This window comes from Pseudonocardia sp. McavD-2-B, from assembly GCF_024124365.1.
In the GTDB taxonomy this organism is placed as follows: domain Bacteria; phylum Actinomycetota; class Actinomycetes; order Mycobacteriales; family Pseudonocardiaceae; genus Pseudonocardia; species Pseudonocardia alni.
Genome location: NZ_JAMXSG010000071.1, coordinates 1 through 22,301 on the forward strand (window position 1 = coordinate 1; position 22,301 = coordinate 22,301).

At 74.6% G+C, this 22,301-nt stretch carries 19 protein-coding genes; 11 read left to right on the top strand and 8 right to left on the bottom strand.

The features are described 5' to 3' along the window. The 3 genes from NH602_RS12120 to NH602_RS12130 form a co-directional block, all read right to left on the bottom strand. Positions 1-409 (bottom strand): iron chelate uptake ABC transporter family permease subunit (locus tag NH602_RS12120; RefSeq protein ID WP_253067879.1); only part of this gene is annotated, 409 nt, incomplete at its 3' end. Then, positions 406-1,602 (bottom strand): ABC transporter substrate-binding protein, encoded by a 1,197-nt coding sequence (locus tag NH602_RS12125; RefSeq protein WP_179762553.1) that lies wholly within the window; start codon positions 1,600-1,602, stop codon positions 406-408. The genes NH602_RS12125 and NH602_RS12120, both read right to left, overlap by 4 nt. Before the next feature lie 23 nt (positions 1,603-1,625). After that, on the bottom strand, positions 1,626-2,825 hold the full coding sequence (locus NH602_RS12130) for a cysteine desulfurase-like protein (protein ID WP_253067880.1): 1,200 nt from the start codon (positions 2,823-2,825) through the stop codon (positions 1,626-1,628). A 107-nt stretch (positions 2,826-2,932) separates the two neighbouring features. Here NH602_RS12130 and NH602_RS12135 point away from each other — a divergent pair, with 107 nt between their 5' ends. Continuing rightward, entirely contained in the window at positions 2,933-4,261 is a 1,329-nt protein-coding gene (locus NH602_RS12135) for an Ig-like domain-containing protein (protein WP_253067881.1), read from the top strand. Between the two features lie 17 nt (positions 4,262-4,278). On the opposite strand, the gene NH602_RS12140 is transcribed toward NH602_RS12135, so the two are convergent. Then, a complete protein-coding gene (locus NH602_RS12140) occupies positions 4,279-5,883 on the bottom strand; it encodes an AMP-binding protein (RefSeq protein WP_253067882.1) in 1,605 nt (534 codons plus the stop codon). Positions 5,884-6,068: 185 nt separating this feature from the next. Between NH602_RS12140 and NH602_RS12145 the strand changes: the two genes are divergently transcribed. After that, positions 6,069-7,355, top strand: a complete 1,287-nt coding sequence (locus tag NH602_RS12145; RefSeq protein ID WP_073574570.1) for an acyl-CoA dehydrogenase family protein — start codon at positions 6,069-6,071, stop codon at positions 7,353-7,355. Positions 7,356-7,358: 3 nt separating this feature from the next. Here the strand turns inward: NH602_RS12145 and NH602_RS12150 are convergent, their stop codons facing one another. Further along, on the bottom strand, positions 7,359-7,850 hold the full coding sequence (locus NH602_RS12150) for a MarR family winged helix-turn-helix transcriptional regulator (RefSeq protein WP_062395807.1): 492 nt from the start codon (positions 7,848-7,850) through the stop codon (positions 7,359-7,361). 44 nt (positions 7,851-7,894) lie between these two features. After that, entirely contained in the window at positions 7,895-8,665 is a 771-nt protein-coding gene (locus NH602_RS12155) for an enoyl-CoA hydratase-related protein (RefSeq protein WP_253067883.1), read from the bottom strand. 51 nt (positions 8,666-8,716) lie between these two features. Between NH602_RS12155 and NH602_RS12160 the strand changes: the two genes are divergently transcribed. The 3 genes from NH602_RS12160 (at position 8,717) to NH602_RS12170 (ending at position 12,051) form a co-directional block, all read left to right on the top strand. Continuing rightward, positions 8,717-9,856: an MBL fold metallo-hydrolase gene (locus NH602_RS12160; protein ID WP_253067884.1), complete on the top strand. Its 1,140-nt coding sequence runs from the start codon at positions 8,717-8,719 to the stop codon at positions 9,854-9,856. Positions 9,857-10,074: 218 nt separating this feature from the next. Beyond that, positions 10,075-10,419, top strand: a complete 345-nt coding sequence (locus NH602_RS12165) for an Lsr2 family protein (protein ID WP_073574567.1) — start codon at positions 10,075-10,077, stop codon at positions 10,417-10,419. Positions 10,420-10,515: 96 nt separating this feature from the next. Then, the gene (locus tag NH602_RS12170; RefSeq protein WP_253067885.1) at positions 10,516-12,051 is read left to right on the top strand and encodes an acyl-CoA synthetase; all 1,536 of its coding nucleotides are present in this window, start codon (positions 10,516-10,518) and stop codon (positions 12,049-12,051) included. A 76-nt stretch (positions 12,052-12,127) separates the two neighbouring features. Here the strand turns inward: NH602_RS12170 and NH602_RS12175 are convergent, their stop codons facing one another. Next, positions 12,128-13,369, bottom strand: a complete 1,242-nt coding sequence (locus tag NH602_RS12175; RefSeq protein WP_253067886.1) for an MFS transporter — start codon at positions 13,367-13,369, stop codon at positions 12,128-12,130. Positions 13,370-13,484: 115 nt separating this feature from the next. Here NH602_RS12175 and NH602_RS12180 point away from each other — a divergent pair, with 115 nt between their 5' ends. Together NH602_RS12180 and NH602_RS12185 are read left to right on the top strand one after the other, a co-directional pair. After that, positions 13,485-14,996: a long-chain-fatty-acid--CoA ligase gene (locus NH602_RS12180; RefSeq protein ID WP_073575258.1), complete on the top strand. Its 1,512-nt coding sequence runs from the start codon at positions 13,485-13,487 to the stop codon at positions 14,994-14,996. Between the two features lie 48 nt (positions 14,997-15,044). Next, a complete protein-coding gene (locus NH602_RS12185; protein ID WP_253067887.1) occupies positions 15,045-15,683 on the top strand; it encodes an MOSC domain-containing protein in 639 nt (212 codons plus the stop codon). Here the strand turns inward: NH602_RS12185 and trpS are convergent. Then, positions 15,661-16,722 carry a tryptophan--tRNA ligase gene (gene trpS, locus NH602_RS12190; RefSeq protein ID WP_253067888.1) on the bottom strand — a complete coding sequence of 354 codons (1,062 nt, stop codon included), beginning with the start codon at positions 16,720-16,722 and terminating at the stop codon, positions 15,661-15,663. The genes NH602_RS12185 and trpS overlap by 23 nt on opposite strands. A 184-nt stretch (positions 16,723-16,906) precedes the next feature. On the opposite strand from trpS, the gene NH602_RS12195 reads away from it, so the two are divergent. The 4 genes from NH602_RS12195 to NH602_RS12210 all read left to right on the top strand — a co-directional run bounded on the left by NH602_RS12195 (position 16,907) and on the right by NH602_RS12210 (position 22,137). Then, on the top strand, positions 16,907-18,064 hold the full coding sequence (locus NH602_RS12195; protein WP_253067889.1) for a GTP-binding protein: 1,158 nt from the start codon (positions 16,907-16,909) through the stop codon (positions 18,062-18,064). A gap of 11 nt (positions 18,065-18,075) precedes the next feature. Continuing rightward, on the top strand, positions 18,076-19,512 hold the full coding sequence (locus tag NH602_RS12200) for an aspartate aminotransferase family protein (RefSeq protein ID WP_253067890.1): 1,437 nt from the start codon (positions 18,076-18,078) through the stop codon (positions 19,510-19,512). 106 nt (positions 19,513-19,618) lie between these two features. Then, positions 19,619-20,608, top strand: a complete 990-nt coding sequence (locus tag NH602_RS12205) for an ABC transporter substrate-binding protein (RefSeq protein WP_179762542.1) — start codon at positions 19,619-19,621, stop codon at positions 20,606-20,608. A gap of 128 nt (positions 20,609-20,736) precedes the next feature. Then, positions 20,737-22,137, top strand: coding sequence for a uracil-xanthine permease family protein (locus NH602_RS12210; RefSeq protein WP_179762541.1), 1,401 nt, complete (start codon positions 20,737-20,739; stop codon positions 22,135-22,137). Positions 22,138-22,301 lie beyond the last annotated feature (164 nt).

Below are 22,301 nucleotides of genomic sequence, written 5' to 3' on the forward strand. Positions count from 1 at the left end.
TCCCCGCGGCCGCGCCGAGCGTGGTCACCAGCGCGACGCCCAGCCCGGCCCCGGCGCTGACCCCGAGCACGTAGGGCTCGGCCAACGGGTTGCGGAACAGGGTCTGGGTGAGCAGCCCCGCGGTGCCCAGCCCGACGCCGACGGCCGTCGCGGTCACCGCCCGCGGCACCCGCAGGTCGAAGACGAGCAGGTCGAGCCGGGCGTCGGGGGCGCCGATGCCGAGCAGCGCCGACAGCGTCCGATCGAGCCCGATCACCACCGACCCGGTCGAGACGGCGAGGGCGAACAGCACGACGACACCGGCGGCGAGCAGCGCCAGGACCAGCGGCGCCCGGCGTCCCGAGCGCTGTCCGGCCCGGTCCGGGGCCCGGGGCGCCGGAGCGGGCGACGCGGGTGCGGCCTGCCTCATCCGGCGGGCACCTGCCGGTAGTAGGTGAACGCGTGCCCGGGCAGGGCCTGCGGGTGCAGGATCGCGACGAGGTCGGCGAGGATCTCGTCCTGGTGGAGCGCGCCGCGCTCGTAGAGGGCGTTGCCGCCGTCGGCGGTGGTGGCCCGGTCGCGGGTCCACAGCTGCCCGCCGGGGCGGGCCGCGGTGAGCGAGGACAGCCGCGGGTCGAGCGTCGCGACGTCGGCCGTCGAGGCGAACGGGCCGTCGGCGAGCCAGATGCGGGCGTCGCCGTCGTCGGCCAGCACCCGCTCCAGCGACTGCGCCTGGGTGCCGGTGCCGGGCATCCCGGCGCCCAGCCAGGTGGCGCCGGCGTCGCGGAACAGGATGCCCGCGGTCGACTCGGCGGCCGGGACGTTCCAGGTGCCCTGGTAGGGCTGCCCGGCGACGATCGGCGTCGGCGGCAGACCGCGCACGCGACCGGCGAGGTCGGTGTAGCGGCCCGCGATGCCGTCGAAGACCTCCGCGGCGCGGGCGTCCTGCCCGGTCAGCGCGCCGACGACCTTGATCCACTCGGCCTGGCCGAGCGGGCCGGTCTCCAGGTAGTCCGCCCAGCCGACCACCGGGATCCCGGCGGCGGCCAGCGCCGGGAAGGCCGGGTCGTCGGTCCCCGCCGACAGCACGACCGGTGGCGCGGCGGCGACGACGGCCTCGGCGTCGATCGTGGCGTTCGGCGCGAAGTCGACGGCGGCACCGGACTCGACGCGACCGCGCACGGCCGGGTCGGTGACCAGCGCGGCCCCGCCGACGCCGGTGATCCGGTCGAGCCCACCCAGCTCGGTGATCATCGGTAGCTGGGTGGTCGAGCCGGCGAAGATCCCGCTCACCGGGGTGTGCACCACCGGGGCCCCGGCGAGCGCCGCGGGCAGCGCCGGGTCGCCCTGTCCGCAGCCGACGAGTACGACCGACTGCGGCTGCCCACCCGGGAAGGGCGTGCGGACGGTCAGGACCCGGTAGCCGTCGCCGCCGGTGATCGTGACGTTGGTGGCGTGGCTGAAGGCGACCGTGTCGTCCGGGGCGGATGCGGCGCCGGGCACGCAGTCCTGTGCCGCCGCACCGGCCCCACCGGGGGCCTGCGGTGCCGCGGCGGGTGCCGAGCACCCGGCGACGAGGGACAGTGCGAGCAGGGCCGCGAAGACCCACCGAGGACGCGTCACCTGAACAGTCTCACATATGTGGATCAGGCCCCGACGAAGTCGGAGAGCCCGTCCAGGAGCCGGTCGACGTCGGCGTCGTCGGTGTAGCAGGCCAGCCCGATCCGCAGGGATCCGGTGTCCCCCAGGCCGAGCCGCCGCGAGCACTCGAGCGCGTAGAACGACGAGGCGGGCGCCGCGATCCGTCGCTCCGCCAGGTGCCGGTAGGCGTCGGCGGCGTCGCGGTCGTCGAAGGTCACCAGCAGGGTCGGGGTCCGCCGGGCCGCCCGGGAGCGCACCGTGACCCCGGGCAGGGCGGCGAGGTGGGTCTCGATGCGCTCGCGCAGCGGCCGCTCGTGCTCCTCCACCGCGGCCATCGACGCCTGCAGCCGCGCCCGGCGGTCCCCGGTCGCCGACGGGTCCAGCGCGGCGAGGAACTCGACGGCGGCGGTGGTCCCGGCGAGCAGCTCGTAGGGCAGGGTGCCGAGCTCGAAGCGCTCGGGCACCGCGTCGCTCGACGGCGCCAGCTTCGCCGGGCGCAGGGTCTCCAGCAGCGCCGGGTCGGCGGCGAGCACCCCGCAGTGCGGGCCGAGGAACTTGTAGGGCGAGCAGGCGTAGAAGTCGGCGCCGGTCGCGGCGAGGTCGATCGGAGCATGCGCGGTCAGGTGCACGCCGTCGACCATGAACAGCGCCCCGGCGGCGTGCACGGCTGCGGCGATCGTGGGCAGGTCGGGGCGGGTCCCGACCAGGTTCGACGCCCCGGTCACCGCGACGAGCCGGGTGCGGTCGGACAGCAGCGGCGTCACGTCGTCGAGCTCGGTGGTGGCGGGGTCGAAGTCGAGCCACCGGACCGTCACCCCGGCCGCCTGCGCGGCGGTCACCCAGGGGCGGATGTTCGCGTCGTGGTCGAGGCGGGTCACGACGATCTCGTCGCCCGGCGACCAGGTCGCGGCCAGTGTCCGGGCGAGGTCGAAGGTCAGCGCGGTCATGCTGCGCCCGAACACGATCCCGCGCGGGTCCGCGCCGAGCAGGTCGGCCGTCGCGGCGCGGGCGCCGAGCACGATCGCGTCGGCGGCGCGCTCACCGCTGGTGACCGTCCCGCGGTTGGCCAACGGGGAGGTCATGGCGGCGGCCACCGCCCCGGCGACGGCGTCGGGGACCTGGGAGCCGCCGGGCCCGTCGAAGTGGGCGATCCCGGCGCGCAGGGCGGGGAAACGGCTGCGGACGGCGGCGACGTCGTAGCTCATGGCGGAACCCTGTCACGCCGTCGCCGCGGACGCGCCCGGGCAACGATCACATGTCGTCGGGGTGTCGTACCGCCCGTGTGGGTGACACGCGGGCCATGATCCTCGGCATGTCGAGGTCCTGGGAGCACTCGCGCGGGCGCCACACCCCACGCCGGCGGCGACGCTCGGTGCACCGCCGCACCTGGGCGGTGCTCGCGACCTCGCTGGTCGCACTGGTGGTCCTGCTCGCGGGCGGGACCGCCGCGATGGCGGGCGGCCGGATCGGTGACACCGTCGGCGGCGGCGTCGACTCGCTGGCCCGCAACCTCGCCGGTGCCGTCGACCGCCTCCATCCGGCCCCGGCCGTGCCGCCCGCACCCCCCGTCCCCGAGGTCCTCACCAGCGTCCCGGCCGGCGGTGCCCCGGTCGCCCCGCGCAGCCCGGTCCGCACCGAGGTCAGCACCGGGACCCTCGACGGCGTCGCACTCACCGCCGACGGCGACGACGGGCCGGTCACCGTCGCGGGCACCCTGTCCCCCGACGGCCGCAGCTGGACCGCCACCGAGCCGCTGGACCTCGCCACCACCTACCACTGGTCGGGCAGCTGGGTGCTGGGCCCGCAGGACCGGCGCCCGGTGCCCCCGGCCCCGTTCACCACCGTCGACCCCGACGACACCGTCGACGCCACCATGAACATCCGCGACGGCGGCGAGGTCGGCATCGGCGCGCCGGTCGTGCTCACCTTCGGCGAGAAGCTCCCCGACGCCGCGAAGGCCACCGTCGAGCGGGCGCTGAGCGTCACCGCGTCGCGGAAGGTCGAGGGCGCCTGGGCGTGGCTGCCCGACACCGCCGAGGGCTCGCGGGTGCACTACCGGCCGAAGGCCTACTGGCCCGCGCACACGCAGGTCCACGTGCGGGGCGCGCTGCGCGGGCTCGACCTGGGCGACGGCACCTTCATGACGGAGGACCTGGACCGGGCCTTCACCGTGGGACGCAGCCAGATCGTGAAGGCCGACACCCGCAGCCACGCGATCGTCGTCGTCCGCGACGGCACGGAGGTCGCCCGCTACGACGCCTCCTACGGCCTGGAGTCCGACCCGCGCCGGGTGACCCGCTCCGGCATCCACGTGGTCATGGCCAGGTCGGAGAAGGTGCTGATGAGCAACCCCGACTACGGCTACGTCGACGAACCCCAGTTCTGGGCGGTCCGGATCTCCAACAACGGCGAGTTCATCCACGCCAACCCCGCGTCGTCGTGGGCGCAGGGCAACCGCAACGTCAGTCACGGCTGCATCAACCTCTCCACCCGTGACGCGAAGGAGTTCTTCGCGGGCGCCGTGTTCGGCGACCCGGTCGAGGTGACCGGCAGCTCGCAGCCGCTGACCGCCCGCGACGGCGACCTCTACGACTGGACGATCCCCTGGGACGAGTGGCGCTCGCTGAGCGCACTGTCCTGACCGCGCTGCCCCGGCCCCTACCGGATCCGGCGCTCCTGCCCGGCCCACGCCTCGTCGCGCAGCACGAACTTCTGGATCTTCCCAGTGGAGGTCTTCGGCAGCTCGGCGAAGGTGACCCGCTTCGGCGCCTTGAACCGCGCCAGCCGCCCGCGCACGTGCTCGACGATCTCGTCCTCGGTGGCGCTCGCGCCCTCGCGCAGGGTCACCCACGCGGCCGGGACCTCGCCCCACCGCTCGTCGGGGACGGCGATCACCGCGACCTCCAGCACGGCCGGGTGGTCGGCGATGGCCTGTTCCACCTCGACGCTGGCGATGTTCTCCCCACCGGAGATGATCACGTCCTTCGAGCGGTCACGGAGCTCGACGTAGCCGTCGGGGTGCATGACGCCGATGTCGCCGGTCCGGAACCAGCCGTCCGGCGCGGCGTCGCGGGTGGCCTGCTCGTCGTCGAGGTAGCCGAGCATCACGTTGTTGCCGCGCAACGCGATCTGGCCGGTCGTCTCCCCGTCGGCGGGGACGTCGGCGCCGTCGTCGTCGATCACCCGGACGGCGCAGGCGATCATGTTCCCGACGCCCTGGCGGGCCTTCATCCGGGCCCGGGCGTCGGCGTCGAGGTCGTTCCACTCCGGACGCCAGTCGCAGATCATCGCCGGGCCGAAGGTCTCGGTGAGCCCGTAGAGGTGGGTCACCTCGAACCCGAGCTCGGCCATCCGGCGCAGGATCGCCGGGCTCGGCGGTGCTCCCCCGGTCGCGACGGCCACCGGGGTCCCCACCGGCCCGGCCTCCGGCGCGTAGGCGATCATCGACAGCACGGTGGGGGCGCCGTTGAGGTGGGTGACGCCCTGTTCGCGCACGAGCTCCCAGATCCGGGTCGGCTCCACCCTCGGCAGGCAGACGTGGGTGGCGGCGGCCGCGGTGACCGCCCAGGGGAAACACCAGCCGTTGCAGTGGAACATCGGCAGCGTCCACAGGTGCACCGACGACGCGGTCAGCCCGGTGTGGCCGACCATCGCCAGCGCCTGCAGGTAGGCGCCCCGGTGGTGGTACATCACGCCCTTCGGGTTCCCGGTGGTCCCGGACGTGTAGTTGATCGACAGCAGGCCGCGCTCGTCGGCGGGCCGCACCGCGGTGGGCTCCCCCTCCTCGACGAGGCGCTCGTAGTCCGGGCCGACCCGCACCGTGTGCGGCGGGGTGTCGAGGCGGGCGACGACCTCGGCGACGAGGTCGTCGAACACCGGGTCGGCCACCAGCACCGAGGCGTGGGAGTGCTCCAGAATGTAGGCGACCTCGCCCGCCGACAGCCGGGTGTTGACCGCGACCAGCGCCGTCCCCGACCACGGGACCGCGTGCGCCGCCTCCAGCCCGACGTGGGTGTTCGGCACGAGGACCGCGACCGGGCGCCCGTCGTGCAGCGCGCCGAGCGAGCCCGCCAGCCGCCGGCAGCGGTCCCGGAACTCGGTGTAGGTGAACCGCAGGTCGCCGTCGACGACCGCGACCCGGTCGCCGTGCGCCGCCGCGGCCCGGTCGAGGAACGCCGTGGGGGTCAGCGGCTCGTAGGACAGGTCCACCAGGTCTGCCGGGACACCCGCCGGGTGGACGGGGACGGGAGCCTCGTCGGTCATCCCCCGAGCCTCCCCGGCAGCGCCCGGGCACGCAATCGCCCCGCCCGCCCGAGGGCCACCGTCCGCCCGGGGGCACCGTCGGCTGTCGGCCCCGTCGACCACCGGCTCGGCGGCGGCCCTGTCCACGTCGTGGCGGGCTGGGATACGTTCGCAGTGGCAACGAGGCTCGTCGGGAGGCGGACGCGATGGCGTGGGACTTCAGCACCGATCCGGAGTTCGAGGAGAAGCTGAAGTGGATGCGCGGCTTCGTCCGCGACGAGATCATCCCGCTCGAGACCCTCGACCTGGACCGGGAGACCTTCGCCCGGATCACCGCCCCGCTCAAGGAGCAGGTCAAGGAGCAGGGCCTGTGGGCCGCGCACCTGCCCCCCGAGCTCGGTGGCGGCGGGTTCGGCCAGGTCTCCCTCGGGCTGATGCACGAGATCCTCGGCCAGTGCCGCTACGCGCCGGGGGTGTTCGGCAACCAGGCCCCCGACTCGGGCAACGCCGAGCTGCTGGCGATCGGCGGGTCGCCGGAGCAGAAGGAACGCTGGATGCACCCGCTGCTGCGCGGTGAGCTGCGGTCCTGCTTCTCGATGACCGAGCCCGGCGCCGGTGCGGACCCGACGATGCTGTCCACCCGGGCCGTGCGCGACGGCGACGACTACGTCATCAACGGCCACAAGTGGTTCTCCTCGAACGCCACCGGCTCGGACTTCCTGATCGCGATGGTGGTGACCGACCCGGACGCGCCCCCGTACCAGCGGGCCTCGATGATCGTCGTCCCGACCGACACCCCGGGGGTCGACGTGGCGCGCGACATCCCGGTGATGGACCACCCCGACGTCGGCGGCGAGATCTACGGCGGCCACGCCGAGGTGTTCTACCGCGACGTCCGGGTTCCGGCGACGAACCTGGTCGGCAACCCCGGCGACGGCTTCAAGCTCGCCCAGCAGCGGCTCGGCCCGGGGCGCATCCACCACGCGATGCGCTGGCTCGGCCAGTCCCGGCGGGCGTTCGACATGCTGTGCGAGCGCGCGGTGTCGCGGACGGCGAGCGGCACGCGGCTCGCCGACAAGCAGATGGTGCAGGACATGATCGCGCAGTCCGCTGCGGACATGGCCGCGGCGCGGCTGCTGACCCTGCATGCGGCGTGGACGATGGACCAGGTCGGCGCCTCGAACGCCCGGATCGAGATCGGGATGATCAAGTACTGGGGCGCGAGGGTGCTGCACGACGTGATCGACCGCGCGATCCAGGTGCACGGCTCGCTGGGCTTCTCCGGGGACCTGCCGCTGGAGCAGATGTACCGGGCGGCCCGCGCCGCGCGCATCTACGACGGCCCCGACGAGGTGCACAAGGAGTCCGTCGCGCGGCGCATCCTGCGCGGCTACACCCCGGTGGAGGTCCCCACCGAGCACGTCCCGACCCGCACCGAGGCCGCGCGCCGGAAGTTCGCGGAGTACCTGGACACCGCGGCGGCGAACGCCTGATCCTCAGGCTGGCGTGGACTTCTGCGCCGGCCCGGCGGCGAGGTCGGCGCGGTAGTCCGCGACCAGCGCGTTCATCGCGGTGAGGAAGCGGGCCGCGGCGGCGAGCTCGTCGTCGTCGAAGCCGGCGAGCACGGCGTCCATCCGGGCGCCGAGCGGGCCGAAGAACGCCCCGCCGACCTCGGCGGCGTTCTCGGCCTGGCGCAGGGTCACCCGCCGCCGGTCGGTGGACTCGCGGCTGCGGCGCACGTGGCCCGCGCGCTCCAGACGGTCGACGAGCGCGGTCGTCGCACCCGTGGACAGCCCGAGCCGGGCACCGAGGACGCCCGGGGTCAGCGGTTCGCCCGCGGAGTCCGCGCGCATCACCGCGAGCAGTGCGTGCAGGTCGGTGGGGTGCAGCCGGTGCCGCCCGGCGAACTCCTGGCCGAGCAGCTCGGCCTCGCCCGCGTAGTCCTGCAGCAGCGCGACCAGGTCCTCACGTCGCGTCCGGGCAGGCATGCCGACGAGCCTAGTCGCGTGCGGCGAGACATACCGGGCGCGGGTCAGCGCCCCGTCCAGCGCGGCGGGCGCTTCTTCAGGAAGGCCGCGATCCCCTCGGTCCTGTCCGCGGACCGGTCGATCGCCGCCGAGGCGATCTCGGTGGCGTTCCAGCCGCGCTCGTCCGGCTCGGACACCACACGTTCCAGCGCGCGCAGCGACACCGACACCGCCAGCGGCGAGTTCTCGCACACCGCGGTCGCGAGCGCCAGCGCCGCCGCCTCCGCCCCGCCCGGCTCGACGAGCTCGGAGACCAGTCCCAGGGTGTACGCGCGCTCGGCGTCCAGCGGTCGCCCGGTGACCAGCAGCTGCTTGGCGATGTTGAGCGGCAGCGGCCGCGGCGCCCGGAACAGCGCCCCGCAGTTCGCGACCAGGCCGCGGGCGACCTCGGGCAGCCCGAACCGCGCCGTCGTCGACGCGACGACCATGTCGCAGGCCAGCACGATCTCGAACCCACCGCCGTAGGCGACGCCCTCGACGGCGGCGATCAGCGGGCGCCGCCGGTCGCGCCGGACGACGCCGTAGTTGCCGCCGCGCGGCGTCGGCCCGCCGGAGCCCGCCGCCAGGTCGGTGCCCGCGCTGAACGCCGTCGCGTCCCCGGCGAGCACGCCGCACCACAGGTCCGGGTCGTCGTCGAGGGTGTTGAGCGCCTCGTCGAGCCCCGCCGTCATCGCGGCGTCGACGGCGTTGCGTTTGTCCGGGCGCGTCATCCGGATCAGGAGCACGTGCCCGTGCCGCTCGGTGGTCACCCGTGTCCCCGTCATGCCGTCCGTCACGATCGCGACTGTAGGTGGGGAGCGGGCCCGGGCGTTCGTACTGTGGTGATCGTGTCCCGCAGCAAGCGCGTGCCGACCGCGGCCGTCCTGTCCGTCCCGATCGCCCTGACCGGGGCCCTCGCCGCGCTCGGCGTGCACGTGCGCCGCAACATGGGGGCCCGCGCGGGCGACCTCCACCGGATCGCCTCCGGGTCGCCGAACGCCGTCGACGGCGTGTTCGCCAACACCGAGCCGGGTCTGCCGCGGGCCAAGGCCTCCGCCAGGATGATCCTGAACATGCTGGTGGGCCGCCGGTCCGAGGGCGTCGCGCCGGCCACGGTGCCGCTCGCGCCGCTGCGGACCCCCGACGAGCCCGCCGGGCTGGCGGTGACCTGGCTGGGTCACGCCGGGGTGCTGCTGGAGATCGACGGCCGACGGGTCCTGGCCGACCCGGTCTGGTCGGAGTACGCCTCCCCCGTGCCGCGCTTCGGGCCGCGCCGCCTGCACCCGCCGGTCGGACCGCTGTCCGCGCTGGGGTCCCCGGACGTCGTCGTGATCAGCCACGACCACTACGACCACCTCGACCGTCCGACGGTCACCGCGCTGGCCCGTGACACATCCGCGGTGTTCGTCGGCCCGCTCGGGGTGGGCGCGCACCTGCGGGCCTGGGGCGTGCCCGGGCACCGGGTCGTCGAGCGCGACTGGGAGGGCGTGGTGACCGTCGCCGGGCTGGAGCTGACCTGCCTGGAGACCCGGCACTTCTCCGGGCGCGGGCTGCGCCGCAACACGACGCTGTGGGCCGCCTGGAAGGTCGCGGGGCCGCGGCACACCGCGTACCTGGGCGGGGACACCGGCGCCACCCGGGCGCACGCGCGCACCGGGGCCGCGCACGGCCCGTTCGACCTGACGGTGCTGCCGATCGGCGCCTACGCCGACCTGTGGCCCGACATCCACGCCGACCCGGAGCAGGCCGTCGCCGCGCACCGCGAGCTGGGCGGCCGGGTGCTGCTGCCGATCCACTGGGCGACGTTCAACCTGGGCTTCCACCCGTGGGACGAGCCCGCTGAGCGGGCCCGCAAGGCCGCCGCCGACCAGGACGTGGTCCTGGCCCTGCCGCGTCCGGGCGAGCGGATCGACCTGACCGGCGTCACGACCGTCGACGACGCTCGCGCCGCGGTTCCCACCGAACCGTGGTGGCCGACCGCGCGCTGATTCACGTCACGTTCACCGCTGACCCTTTTCGCCCATTCCCGTCGCCCGGACGCCGTATCCCCCGACCCGAAACGACGGCGCCGGACTATTTCCGGGCAGGGGTTCGACAGGCCGGTTCGGCATCCTTTATCGTTCTGCCCGAAGAATCGGTTCCGGCTCCGACCGGGCGATTCCCGTCTCCGGCCGATCCGGTGATTCCCCGTGGAAGGAATGACGACGTGGCGCAGCAGACGACCATCACACTGGTCGACGACCTCGACGGCACCGAGGCCGACGAGCAGGTGGAGTTCTCCGTCGACGGCCGCGCCTACGAGATCGACCTGTCCGCCGGGAATGCCGAGAAGCTGCGGGAATCGTTGGCGCCCTACGTCGCGGCCGCCCGTCGCGGGTCCGGTCGGCGCGGTCCCGCTTCCGGCACCTCGTCGTCGAACGGTTCCAGCTCCTCGGAACGCGCCGCGAACCGCGCCGTGCGGGAATGGGCGGTGGCCCAGGGCATGAAGATCTCCGAGCGCGGGCGTATCCCGTCCTCGGTTCTCGAGGCCTATCAGAACGCGCACTCCTGACCGCTGCCGCCGCCGGGGTCGCCCCGGATGGCAGGATCGGGCCGACGAGAGACGTGCGCCGGGCGATCCGCGGCGCGCCCCGACGGAGAGGCCCCGATGTACCCAGGCACGCACGCCGCCACGACTCCCGACAAGCCGGCCGTGATCATGGGGGGCTCGGGCGCGACCCTGACCTTCCGTGAGCTGGAGGAGGGGTCCGCCCGGCTCGCGAACCACCTGCGGGCGGCCGGTCTGCAGCGGGGCGACGTCGTCGCGCTCGTCGCGGAGAACACCGCGCGGGTCTACGAGGTCTACTGGGCCGCCCAGCGGTCGGGGCTCTACATCACCGCGGTGAACCACCACCTCTCCGCGCCCGAGGCGGCCTACATCGTGCGGGACTGCGGCGCGAAGGCGCTCGTCGTCTCGGCCGGTGTCGCCGGTCTGGCCGCGGCGATCGAGGACCACGTCGACACCCCGGTACGGCTGGCCTTCGGCGGTGAGATCCCCGGTGCGTCGCGCTACGCCGACTACGACGAGACCCTCGCCGCGGTGCCGGCCGAGCCGCCGGCCGACCAGCCGCGCGGGGCGGACATGCTCTACTCGTCGGGCACCACCGGCCGCCCCAAGGGCATCAAGCCGACGCTGCCCGACCGGCAGGTCGACGAGCCGGGCGACACCTACCAGGCCCTGTTCGGGTCGATGTACGGCTTCGACACCGACACCGTCTACCTGAACCCGGCCCCGCTCTACCACGCCGCGCCGCTGCGGTTCACCGCCACGGTGCAGGCGCTCGGCGGCACCGTCGTGGTGATGGAGCGCTTCGACCCCGAGAAGGCCCTGGCGCTGATCCAGCGGTACTCGGTCACCCACTCGCAGTGGGTGCCGACGATGTTCGTGCGGATGCTCAAGCTGCCGGAGTCCGTCCGCGCCTCCTACGACGTGTCCTCGATGCGGGTCGCGATCCACGCGGCCGCGCCGTGCCCGGTGGACGTCAAGCAGGCGATGATCGACTGGTGGGGTCCGGTCCTGCACGAGTACTACGCCGCGACCGAGTCCAACGGCATCACCTTCATCGACTCGGCGCAGTGGAGCGAGCGTCCCGGCTCGGTCGGGCGCGCCGGGCTCGGCACCATCCGGATCGCCGACGACACCGGCGCCGTCCTGGCCCCGGGCGAGATCGGGACGGTCTACTTCGAGCGCGACGTCCGGCCGTTCGAGTACCACAACGACCCGGGCAAGACCCTCGCCGCGACCCACCCCGAGCACGAGAACTGGACCACCACCGGGGACCTGGGCTACCTCGACGAGGACGGCTACCTCTTCCTCACCGACCGCAAGGCGTTCATGATCATCTCGGGCGGGGTGAACATCTACCCGCAGGAGGTCGAGGACGCCCTCGCGCTGCATCCCAAGGTGCTCGACGTCGCCGTCATCGGGGTGCCCGACAACGAGATGGGCGAGAAGGTCAAGGCCGTCGTCCAGCCCCCGGAGGGCGTCGACGCCGGCCCGGAGCTGGAGCGCGAGCTGATCGACTTCGTGCGGGAGCGGATCGCGCACTACAAGGCGCCGTCGTCGGTGGACTTCACCGACTTCCTGCCGCGCACCCCCACCGGCAAGCTGGTCAAGCGGGAGCTGCGCGACCGCTACGTGTGACGCCCCACCGTGCTCCCAGGGTCACTTTCGTGGCGCTCTAAGCCACGAGAGTGACCCTGGGAACACACGGCGCGGGTCAGGCGGCCCGGCGGGCGTAGCGGGCCCGGGTCCACGCGGCGACCAGCGCCAGCGGCACCGAGGCCACCAGGGCGGCGGCGAACAGCGGGGCGAAGCGCCCGGCGTCGGCGAGCGGGGCTCCCAGCGCGGTCCCGGCCGAGCTGCCCAGGAACAGCAGCGTCGCGAACAGCGCGACGGCGGTCGCGCGGGCCTGCGGGACGACCTCGGTCGCCCAGGTCTGCAGGGTCGAGTGCAGGAACGCCCACGCCCCACCCAGGCAGAGCCCGGCCACGGCGACCGTCACCGGGTGCACGACGACCAGCGGGAACACCCAGGCGATCACGAGGAACCCGCCGCCGACGGCGGCCAGCGCGGCCGGGCGCAGGCGCCCGACCAGGCGTCGCACGACCCGGGAGAACAGCACCGCACCGACGCCGTAGCCCCCGGCGGCGAGCCCGGCCAGCGCGGCGGAGCTGCCCCCGGCCTGCAGCGACGGGGCCAGGTAGGTCAGCACCCCGAGCACGACGGCGCCCTCGACGAAGGCGAGCGCCAGGACCAGCCGCGCCCAGCCGTTCCCGGCGACCGCGGCCAGCGGGCGGAGCACCGCGTCGACGATCCCGCGCGAGGTGGTGCGGGCACCGTCGGGTTCGGGCAGCGCCCGCAGCGCGACGAACAGCACCGCGCAGCCGGCCGCCGTCGCACCGAGGACGACGCGCCACCCGGCCAGGTCGGCCAGCAGGCCCGCCCCGGCCGTGGCGACGGCGGTGCCGAGCGCGGTCGCGGCGAGCAGGTCTGACAGGGGCCGCTGCCGGACCGCGGCGGGCCAGGTGTCACCGACGTACACCAGCGCCGCCGGGATCAGCGCCGCCGTGCACGCGCCGGTGACGACCCGGGCGACGACCAGCACTGCGAGGGTCGGGGCCAGCACCGAGGCGACCCCGCCCAGCACCGCGCCGACCAGGGCCAGGCGCATCACCCGGACCCGGCCGATCCGGTCGGATAGCACCCCCCACACGACCTGCATGAGGCCGTAGGCGAGGAAGTAGCCCCCGGCCGCGCCGGCCGCCGCGGCCAGCGGCGCCGAGAACGACGCGGCGATCGGGACCAGCAGCGGCGCGATCGCGAACCGGTCGACGGTGCTGGTCAGCGACGCCAGCTGCAGCAGCCGGAGCCGCCGGGTGCCGTCGGGGACGGCACCGCCGGGGTCGGCTCCGTCGGGGTCGGCTCCGTCGGGACCGCTGCCGTCGGGGGTCGTGCTCACCGGCGTCACCCTGCACGGCGGGCCGTGATCTTGCCCCACCGGGGTGAGCGGGACCACAGTGGCAGGGCAGTCGAGGCTCGGGAGGCCACCGGTGGGCACGATCACGGGACACGGGATGACCGCGGCGGACATCGTCGCGCGGCACGCACGGACCACACCGGACGGGCCGGCGCTGGCCGACCCGCGGACGTCGCGGACCTGGGCGCAGCTCGACGACCGGGTGTCCCGGCTGGCGACCGTGCTCGCCGACCGGGGGGTCGACCGGGGGGACCGGGTCGCGGTGCTCGGGCTCAACTCCGTCGAGCTCGTCGAGAGCTACCTGGCGGTGCTGCGCCGCGGCGCGATCTGCGTGCCGCTGAACTTCCGGCTGACCGCGGGCGAGGTCGCCTTCCAGCTCACCGACTGCACCCCCACCGCCGTGCTCTGCGACGACGGGTTCGCCGCGACCGTGGGGACCGCGCGGGAGCAGGCACCGTCGGTGCGGACGGTGCTCACCCTCGGCGAGGGGTTCGGCGCGCTGCTCGCCGGGACCGACCCCGGCGACTGGGGCGACGACGTCGCCGACGACGAGCCCGCCTACATCATGTACACCTCGGGGACGACCGGCCGCCCGAAGGGTGCGGTGCTGACCCACCGCAACCTGATGCTGCACGCGTTCCTGTCGATCACGCACCTGGGCACCGCGGGCGACGACCGGGTGTCGCTGTCCGGGGCGCCGCTGTTCCACATCGCCGGGCTGTCCGGGATGCTCCCGACCCTGATCGCGGGCGGCCGGGTGATCATCCCGCCGTCGGGCGGCTTCGACCCGGTCGCGACGGTCGACACCCTGGAGCGGGAGCGCGTGTCGTCGTGCTTCTTCGTCCCGGCGCAGTGGCAGGCGATCTGCGCCGTGCCCGGCATCGCGCAGCGGGACCTGTCGGCGCTGCGCCGGATCACCTGGGGGGCCGCCCCCGCGTCGACGACGCTGATCCGCACCATGATCGACACGTTCCCGCAGGCCATGGTGGTCACCGCGTTCGGGCAGACCGAGTGCAGCCCGGTCACCTGCGCGCTGCGGGGCGAGGACTCGGTGCGCAAGATCGGTTCCGTGGGGACGCCGATGGTCGGCGTCGAGGTGCGGGTCGTCGACGCGGACATGAACGACGTGCCGCGCGGCGAGGTCGGCGAGATCGTCTACCGCGGTCCGACCGTGATGCGGGAGTACTGGGGCCGCCCGGAGGCGACGGCCGAGGCGTTCCGCGGCGGCTGGTTCCACTCCGGTGACCTGGTGCGCGAGGACCCGGACGGCTTCTACTACGTCGTCGACCGCGCCAAGGACATGATCATCTCCGGTGGGGAGAACGTGTACAGCGCCGAGGTCGAGGAGGTGCTGGCCGCGCACCCGGGCGTCGCCGACGTCGCGGTCGTCGGGGTGCCGGACCCGCACTGGGGTGAGACCCCGCTCGCCGTCGTCGTGCCCGCCGACCCCGCCGCCCCGCCGGACCTGGACACGCTCACCGCGTGGTGCGCCGACCGGCTGGCCCGCTACAAGCAGCCGAGCCGGCTCGCGCTGGTGGAGGCGTTACCGCGCAACCCGTCGGGCAAGGTGCTCAAGACCGAGCTGCGCCGCCTCCACGGGTCCGTGTGAGACGAACCCGCTCGCGTCGGCGGCGGTGGGACGCCTAGCGTCGCGGGGGTGTCCGTCGTGGAGTCCGTGAACACCGGGGTGTCCCGTCCGATCCTCGCCAAGGCGGGGACCTCGGGCATCGACAAGCGGCCGGTACCCGGTCCGGTCCGGGTGGACGTCCCGGCGCCCGCGGCGAGCGGGCTGGCCGGCGACACGATCTGCGACGCCGACCACCACGGCGGCCCGGACCAGGCCGTCTACGCCTACGCCCGGGAGGACCTGGAGTTCTTCGCCCCCGAGCTGGGCCCGCTGCGGGCGGGGATGTTCGGGGAGAACCTCACCACCCGCGGCGTCGACGTGTGCGGCGCGGAGCTGGGCGAGCGCTGGCGGGTCGGCGGAGTGCTGCTGCAGGTGACCGCGCCGCGCATCCCGTGCCGGACCTTCGCCGCGCACCTGGAGCGGACGGGCTGGGTGAAGCGCTTCACCGCGGCCGCCCGCCCCGGTGCCTACCTGCGGGTCCTGTCCCCCGGCGAGATCCGCGCCGGCGACGCCGTGACCGTCGAGCACCGGCCCGGGCACGGCGTCACCGTCGCCGACGCGTTCCGGGCACTGCTCGCCGAGCCGGCCCGGCTCCCGGATCTGCTGGCCGCGGGCGAGCACCTGCTGCCGCGGATCCGGGAGACGGTCACCCGGCGCACCGCGTCCTGACCCGCCCGTAGCGCATCCCCATGGCCGTGCGGACCGCGTCGAGTGTCTCGTCGGCCAGGTCGTTCGCGCGGGCGTTGCCGCGGGCTAGCACGTCGGCGACGAGCCCGGGGTCGCGGGCCAGCTCGGCGCGCCGCGCGCGGTGTCCGGCGAGGTGGTCGTTGACCGCGTCGGTGGTGAGCCGTTTCAGCGCGGCGGCCCCGTCCAGGGTCGCGGCCAGCTCGTGCGGGTCGCGGCCCAGGCACAGGGCCGCGGTCGTGAGCAGCCCGTACACCCCGGGCCTGCCGTCCGGGTCGACGGTGATCCGCCGCTCGGGGTCGGTACGGGCGCGGCGCACGAGCGCCGCGGTCTCGTCGGCGGTCGCGCCGAGCGGGACGGCGTTGCCGCGGGACGTGGACATCTTGTGCCCGTCGAGCCCGGGCAGCTCCGGGGTGTCGGTCAGCATCGGCTCGGGCGGGGTGAACACCGGGCCGTAGCGCTCGGCGAAGCGCCGGGCCAGCACCCGGGTGAGCTCGATGTGCGGGAGCTGGTCCTTGCCCACCGGCACGAGGTCGGCGCGGCAGGACAGGATGTCCGCGGCCTGGTGCACCGGGTAGGTCAGCAGCAGCCCCGACAACGCGCGCCCGGACGCGGCGTGCTCGGCCTTCACCGTCGGGTTGCGGTGCAGCTCGGCCTCGGTGACCAGCGACAGGAACGGCAGCATGAGCTGGTTCAGCGCGGGCACCGCGGAGTGGGCGAACACCGTCGTGCGGTCCGGATCGAGCCCGGCGGCGAGTTGGTCGAGCACCGCGCCGCGGACGTGGTCCGACAGCCGGTCGGCGACGTCACGGTCGGTGATCACCTGGTAGTCGGCGAGGATCACCAGCACGTCCACTCCGGACCGTTGCAGGCGGACGCGTTCGGAGATCGTGCCCGCCAGGTGCCCCAGGTGCAGCGGGCCGGTCGGCCGCTCCCCGGTCAGCACCCGGTGCGACGACGGGTCGGCGGCGACGGCGGCACGCAGCGCGGGCATCCGGGCGACGGTGGCGGCGAGGGAATCCATGATCAGCTCCTGGGAACGGGGAGCTGCACGAGACACACCGGTTGCCGCCGGGCTGCTCGGGCAGCCCGGGATGACGGTGACGTGCGTCTACGCGGCTGCGGGGGGCAGCCGCCACCAGACCGGACGGGAGGTGCGCACGGGGGCAGCCTACACCGCCACTATCGACTATGGTTATCGTGAATGTATGGCCGACCGTCGCGTTCCCGTCACGATCCTGTCCGGCTTCCTCGGCGCGGGGAAGACGACGCTGCTGGAGCACCTTCTCGCGAACCGCGACGGCAGGCGGATCGCCGTCGTCGTCAACGACATGAGCGAGGTCAACATCGACGGCGCGCTGGTCGACCTGCACCGCAGCCAGGAGAAGCTGGTCGAACTCACCAACGGCTGCATCTGCTGCACGCTGCGCGAGGACCTGCTGACCACGGTCGGCGAGCTCGCCGCGGAGGGGCGCTACGACCACGTCGTCGTCGAGTCGACCGGGATCTCCGAGCCGATGCCGGTCGCGGCGACGTTCGAGTGGACCTTCGACGACGGCACCGCGCTCTCCGACGTCGCGCGGCTGGACACGATGGTCACCCTCGTCGACGCCTCGACCTTCGAGACGCTCCTGACCAGCGAGGAGTCGCTCGCCGACCGCGAGCTGCAGGCCGCCGAGGGCGACGAGCGGACCCTGTCGGACCTGCTCGCCGACCAGGTCGAGTTCGCGGACCTGCTGGTGCTCAACAAGACCGACCTCGTCGCGCCGCACGCGCTGGGCCGGATCGAGGCGCTGCTGTCGCGGATGAACCCGGGCGCACGCCGGGTCCGCGCGGTGCGTGGCGACGTGCCGGTCGCCGAGCTGCTCGACACCCACCGCTACGACCCGGCGGCGGCGTCCGCGACACCCGGCTGGGCGCAGGAACTCAACGGCAGCCACACCCCCGAGACCGAGGAGTACGGGATCGCGAGCGTGACCTGGCGGGCCGGACGCCCCTTCCACCCCGCCCGACTGCTCGACGCGCTCGCCGAGTGGCCCGGACTGCTGCGCAGCAAGGGCTTCTGCTGGCTGGCGACCCGGCCCGACGTCGCCGGCCTGTGGTCGCAGGCCGGCCCGAACATGGCCCTGGATCCGGCGGCGCCGTGGTCGTCGTTCGACGGGCCGCGCGGGCAGGAGATCGTGTTCATCGGGCTCGGCCTGACCCGCGACGCCGTCACCGCGCGCCTCGACCCGGCCCTGCTCACCGACGACGAGCTGCTCGCCGGGCCCGGCTCGTGGCGCGACCTGGGCGACCCGCTGCCCACCTGGGACCTCGACGACCTGCACGACCACGGGATCCACGAGCACACGCCCGTGGCCGGGTAGCGTCCGGGCACGTGCCCGACCTCACCCCGGACGAGTTCCGAGCCCTCGGCCACCTGTTCGTCGACGCCGTCGCCGACGCCCGCGCCGGGATCGAACGTCACCCGGTCCGCGACGTCGTCGAGCCCGGCACCGTGCGGGCCCGCTTCCCCCGCGAGGCGAACGAGGACCCCGAGCCGCTCGCGGCGTTCCCGTCGCTGGTCGAGGCCGTCACCGGTGACGCCGACACCCGCTGGCAGCACCCCGGGTTCCACGCGTTCTTCCCAGCGAACGCGTCGCTGACCTCGCTGCTGGGTGAGCTGCTCTCCGGCGGGGCCGGGGCGCAGGGGATGCTCTGGTCGACCTCGCCCGCGTGCACCGAGGTGGAGCAGGCGGTCACCGACCAGGTGGCCCGGGCGCTCGGGCTGGACGAGACATTCACCCACGACGGCGGCGGGGGCGGCTCGATCCAGGACTCGGCGTCCTCGGCGGCGCTGGTCGCGCTGACCGCCGCGCTGCACCGGGCCGCCCCGGACCCGGACTCCGGCTGGCGCGTGCGCGGGGTGACCGGCCGGGAACGCGTCTACGTCACGGCCGAGACGCACTCGTCGCTGGCCAAGGCGGTGCGGGTGGCCGGGCTCGGCGCGGACGGGCTGCGGACCGTCCCGTGCACCCCGGGCTCCCGGGCGATGGACCCGGCCGCGCTGGCCGACACCCTGGCCGCGGACGTCGCCGCAGGGCTGGTCCCGGTCCTGGTGTGCGCGACGGTCGGGACGACCTCGACCGGGTCGAGCGACCCGGTCGCGGCGCTGGTCACGGCGGCGCGACCGTACCGGGCCTGGGTGCATGTCGACGCCGCGTGGGCGGGCGTCGCCGCGCTCTGCCCGGAGCACCGCTGGGTGCTCGACGGCGTGAACCCGGGCCCCGGGCCCGGCGTCGACTCCTTCTGCACCGACGCCCACAAGTGGCTGCTCACCGCGTTCGACGCCTCGCTGCTCTGGGTGCGCGACGCCCGCGCGCTGCCGGCCGCGCTGTCGATCACCCCGGCCTACCTGCGCGACGCGCACTCCGACACCGGCGCCGTCGTGGACTTCCGGGACTGGCAGGTCCCGCTCGGGCGCCGGTTCCGGGCACTGAAGCTGTGGGCGGTGCTCCACGGCCAGGGGCTGTCCGGGCTGCGGTCGCACCTGCGCGGCCACGTGGACCTCGCCGCCGAGCTGGCCGAGCGGGTCCGCGGGCACGACGACCTGGAGCTGGCGTGCGCGCCGGTGCTGTCCCTGGTCTGCCTCCGCTCGCGCTCCGGCGACGCCGCGACCACCGCGCTGCTGGAGCGCGCCAACGCCGACGGACGGGTGCTGCTCACCGGCTCCGAGGTCGACGGGCACCCGCTGGTGCGGGTGGCCTTCGGCGGGGTCACCACGGGCCGCGAGCACCTCGAGGTCGTGTGGGATGTCCTGTCTGCCCGATCGTGACCGCCGTGGGTAAGGTTCGCCTGTCCACCCGGAAGGGTGTACTGACCTGATCCCCCGGCGCCCGGTGCACCCCGCCCGCACGGGTCCCGTCGAAAGGACCGCCCCCATGCCCCGACCCCTGCTCCGCGCGCTCGCCGCGTGCGTGGTCCTGTTGCTGGCACTCGCCGGCTGCTCCTCCGGGGGCTCCGGCGACGCGGCACAGCCCGCCCCCGCCGACGACGCCCCCACCGGGGCGTTCCCGGTCACCCTCACCCACGCCTTCGGGCAGACGACGATCCCCGCCGCGCCGCAGCGGGTCGTGACCGTCGGCTTCAACGACGCCGACTTCGCCCTCGCCCTCGGCGTGAAGCCGGTCGGGGTCCGCGAGAACATCGGCGACTACGACTACGCGAAGCGCCCCTGGGCGCAGGAGGCACTCGGCGGGACGCAGCCGCAGCTGCTGACCGGGTCCCAGATCCCGGTCGAGCAGGTCGCCGCACTCCAGCCCGACCTGATCCTCGGCGTCTACTCCTTCATGGACCAGGCGACCTACACCGCGCTGTCGCAGATCGCGCCGACCGTCGCCCAGGGCACCCCCGACGGCACGAACGCCGCGGGCTGGGAGGAGCAGACCCGCATCACCGGGCAGGCCACCGGGCGCACCGAGCAGGCCGAGCAGGTCATCGCCGCGACCCGCGCCGAGTTCGACGAGGCCAAGGCGGCCCACCCCGACTTCGCGGGCACGAACCTGAAGATGGACTTCTTCATCGAGGGCGTCCCCTACGACATGGGCACCGACGACCTGCGCGCCCAGATCTTCGCCGGCCTCGGCTTCACCGTCCGGCCGGACTCGCAGACCCTCTCGCTGGAGCGCCAGGGCGACCTCGACAGCGACGTGCTCGTGGTGCTGGGCCGTTCGCGCGCCGAGTCCGAGGCCGACCCGGTGTTCCGCGCGATCCCGGCGGTCCAGCAGGGCCGGGTCGCCTACCTCGGGCCGTTCGAGACCGAGTTCGCCGCCGCGCTGGGCTACTCCAGCCCGCTGTCGCTGCCCTACGCCATCGACACCGTCGCGCCGCAGCTCGACGCGGCGCTGCAGGGCAGGGCCCCCGGCAGCTGAGCCGGCGCCCGCGCACCGGTGCCGTGAACGTCACGTCACCGGTGCGCGCAACCCCTTGTCCCGCCCCGCCGCGCCGACGACTGTGATCGCGGCCCCGTCAGGGCGGCGGGCCACGGTGAGGGGGCTCGGTGACTTCGACGCGGGAACGACGGCGCGGCTGGACCGTGGTGCACGGCGGCAAGGCCCCGCCGCCCGGCGAGGTCGTGGGCCCGCAGGAGCGGCTGTCCTGGCCGCGCACCGTCGGCCTCGGCGGCCAGCACGTGATCGCGATGTTCGGGGCGACGTTCGTCTTCCCGGTCCTCATGGGACTGAACCCGAACATCGCGATCCTGATGTCCGGCGTCGCGACCGCGCTGTTCCTGCTGATGACCCACGGCCGGATCCCCAGCTACCTGGGGTCCTCGGCGTCGTTCGTCGGCGGGGTCGCGGCGATCCGCGCCCAGGGCGGGGACTCCGCGGCCGTGACCGGCGCGATCGTCGTCGCCGGGGTGGTGCTGCTGCTGGTCGGTGTGGTCGTGCACCTGGTCGGCGCCAGCGTCGTGTCCCGGCTGCTGCCACCCGCGGTGACCGGCGCCGTCGTCATGCTGATCGGGTTCAACCTCGCCGGGGTCGCCTCGACCGTCTACTGGCCACAGGACCAGTGGGCCGCGCTGGTGACGATGGTCGTGGTGATCGCCGCCGCGGTACTGCTGCCGGGGTTCTGGGGCCGGATCGGGGTGCTGATCGGCCTGGTCGCCGGGTTCGCCTTCTCGCTGCTGCTCGACGCCACGACAGGTCCGATCACCGCGCCCGACGCGAACGGGGACGTCGGCACCCGGATGCGGGTCGACCTGTCCGGGGTCGGGTCCGCGGACTGGGTGGGGCTGCCGCCCGCCACCCAGACCGGACCGGACGGCATGGAGATCGCCGGCTGGCACTGGCCGACGTTCTCGTTCGCCTTCGCGCTCCTCGTGCTGCCCTCGGTGATCGCGCTGGTCGCGGAGAACGCCGGGCACGTCAAGGCCGTCGAGGGGATGACCGGCGAGCGCCTCGACCCGTACCTGGGCCGGGCGCTGGCCGCGGACGGCGCGGGCACCACGCTGGCCGGCCTGGTCGGCGGCTCCCCCACCACGACCTACGCGGAGAACATCGGCGTGATGGCCGCGACCCGGGTCTACTCCACCGCCGCGTACTGGGTGGCCGCGGCCGTCGCGGTGCTGCTGGGGTTCTGCCCGAAGTTCGGGGCACTGATCGTCGCGGTGCCGGGCGGGGTGCTCGGCGGGCTCACCGTGGTCCTCTACGGCATGGTCGGGCTGCTCGGGGCGGCCATCTGGATCCGCAACGGGGTCGACCTGGCCCACGCCGCGAACCTGGTGCCGCTGTCCGCCGGGCTGATCATCGGCATCGGCGGGGCGAGCCTGTCGGTGGGCGGGTTCGAGCTGTCCGGGATCGCGCTGGGCACGATCGTGGTGCTCGTCGGCTACCACGCCCTGCACGCGCTGCTCCCCGCCGACCGGCGCCCCTCCGGGGACGGCGGGCCGCTCGGCTGAGGCTCAGGCCGCCGTGCGCACCATGACGACGGCGTCCTTGTGCGGCAGCGCGATCCGCTCGGCCTCGTCGAACCCGGCCCGGCCGAACGCCCCCCGCGCGGCGGTGTTGCGGGCGTCGGGCTCGGCGAGCACCCGCGGGCACCCCGCGGCGGTCAGCGCGTCGG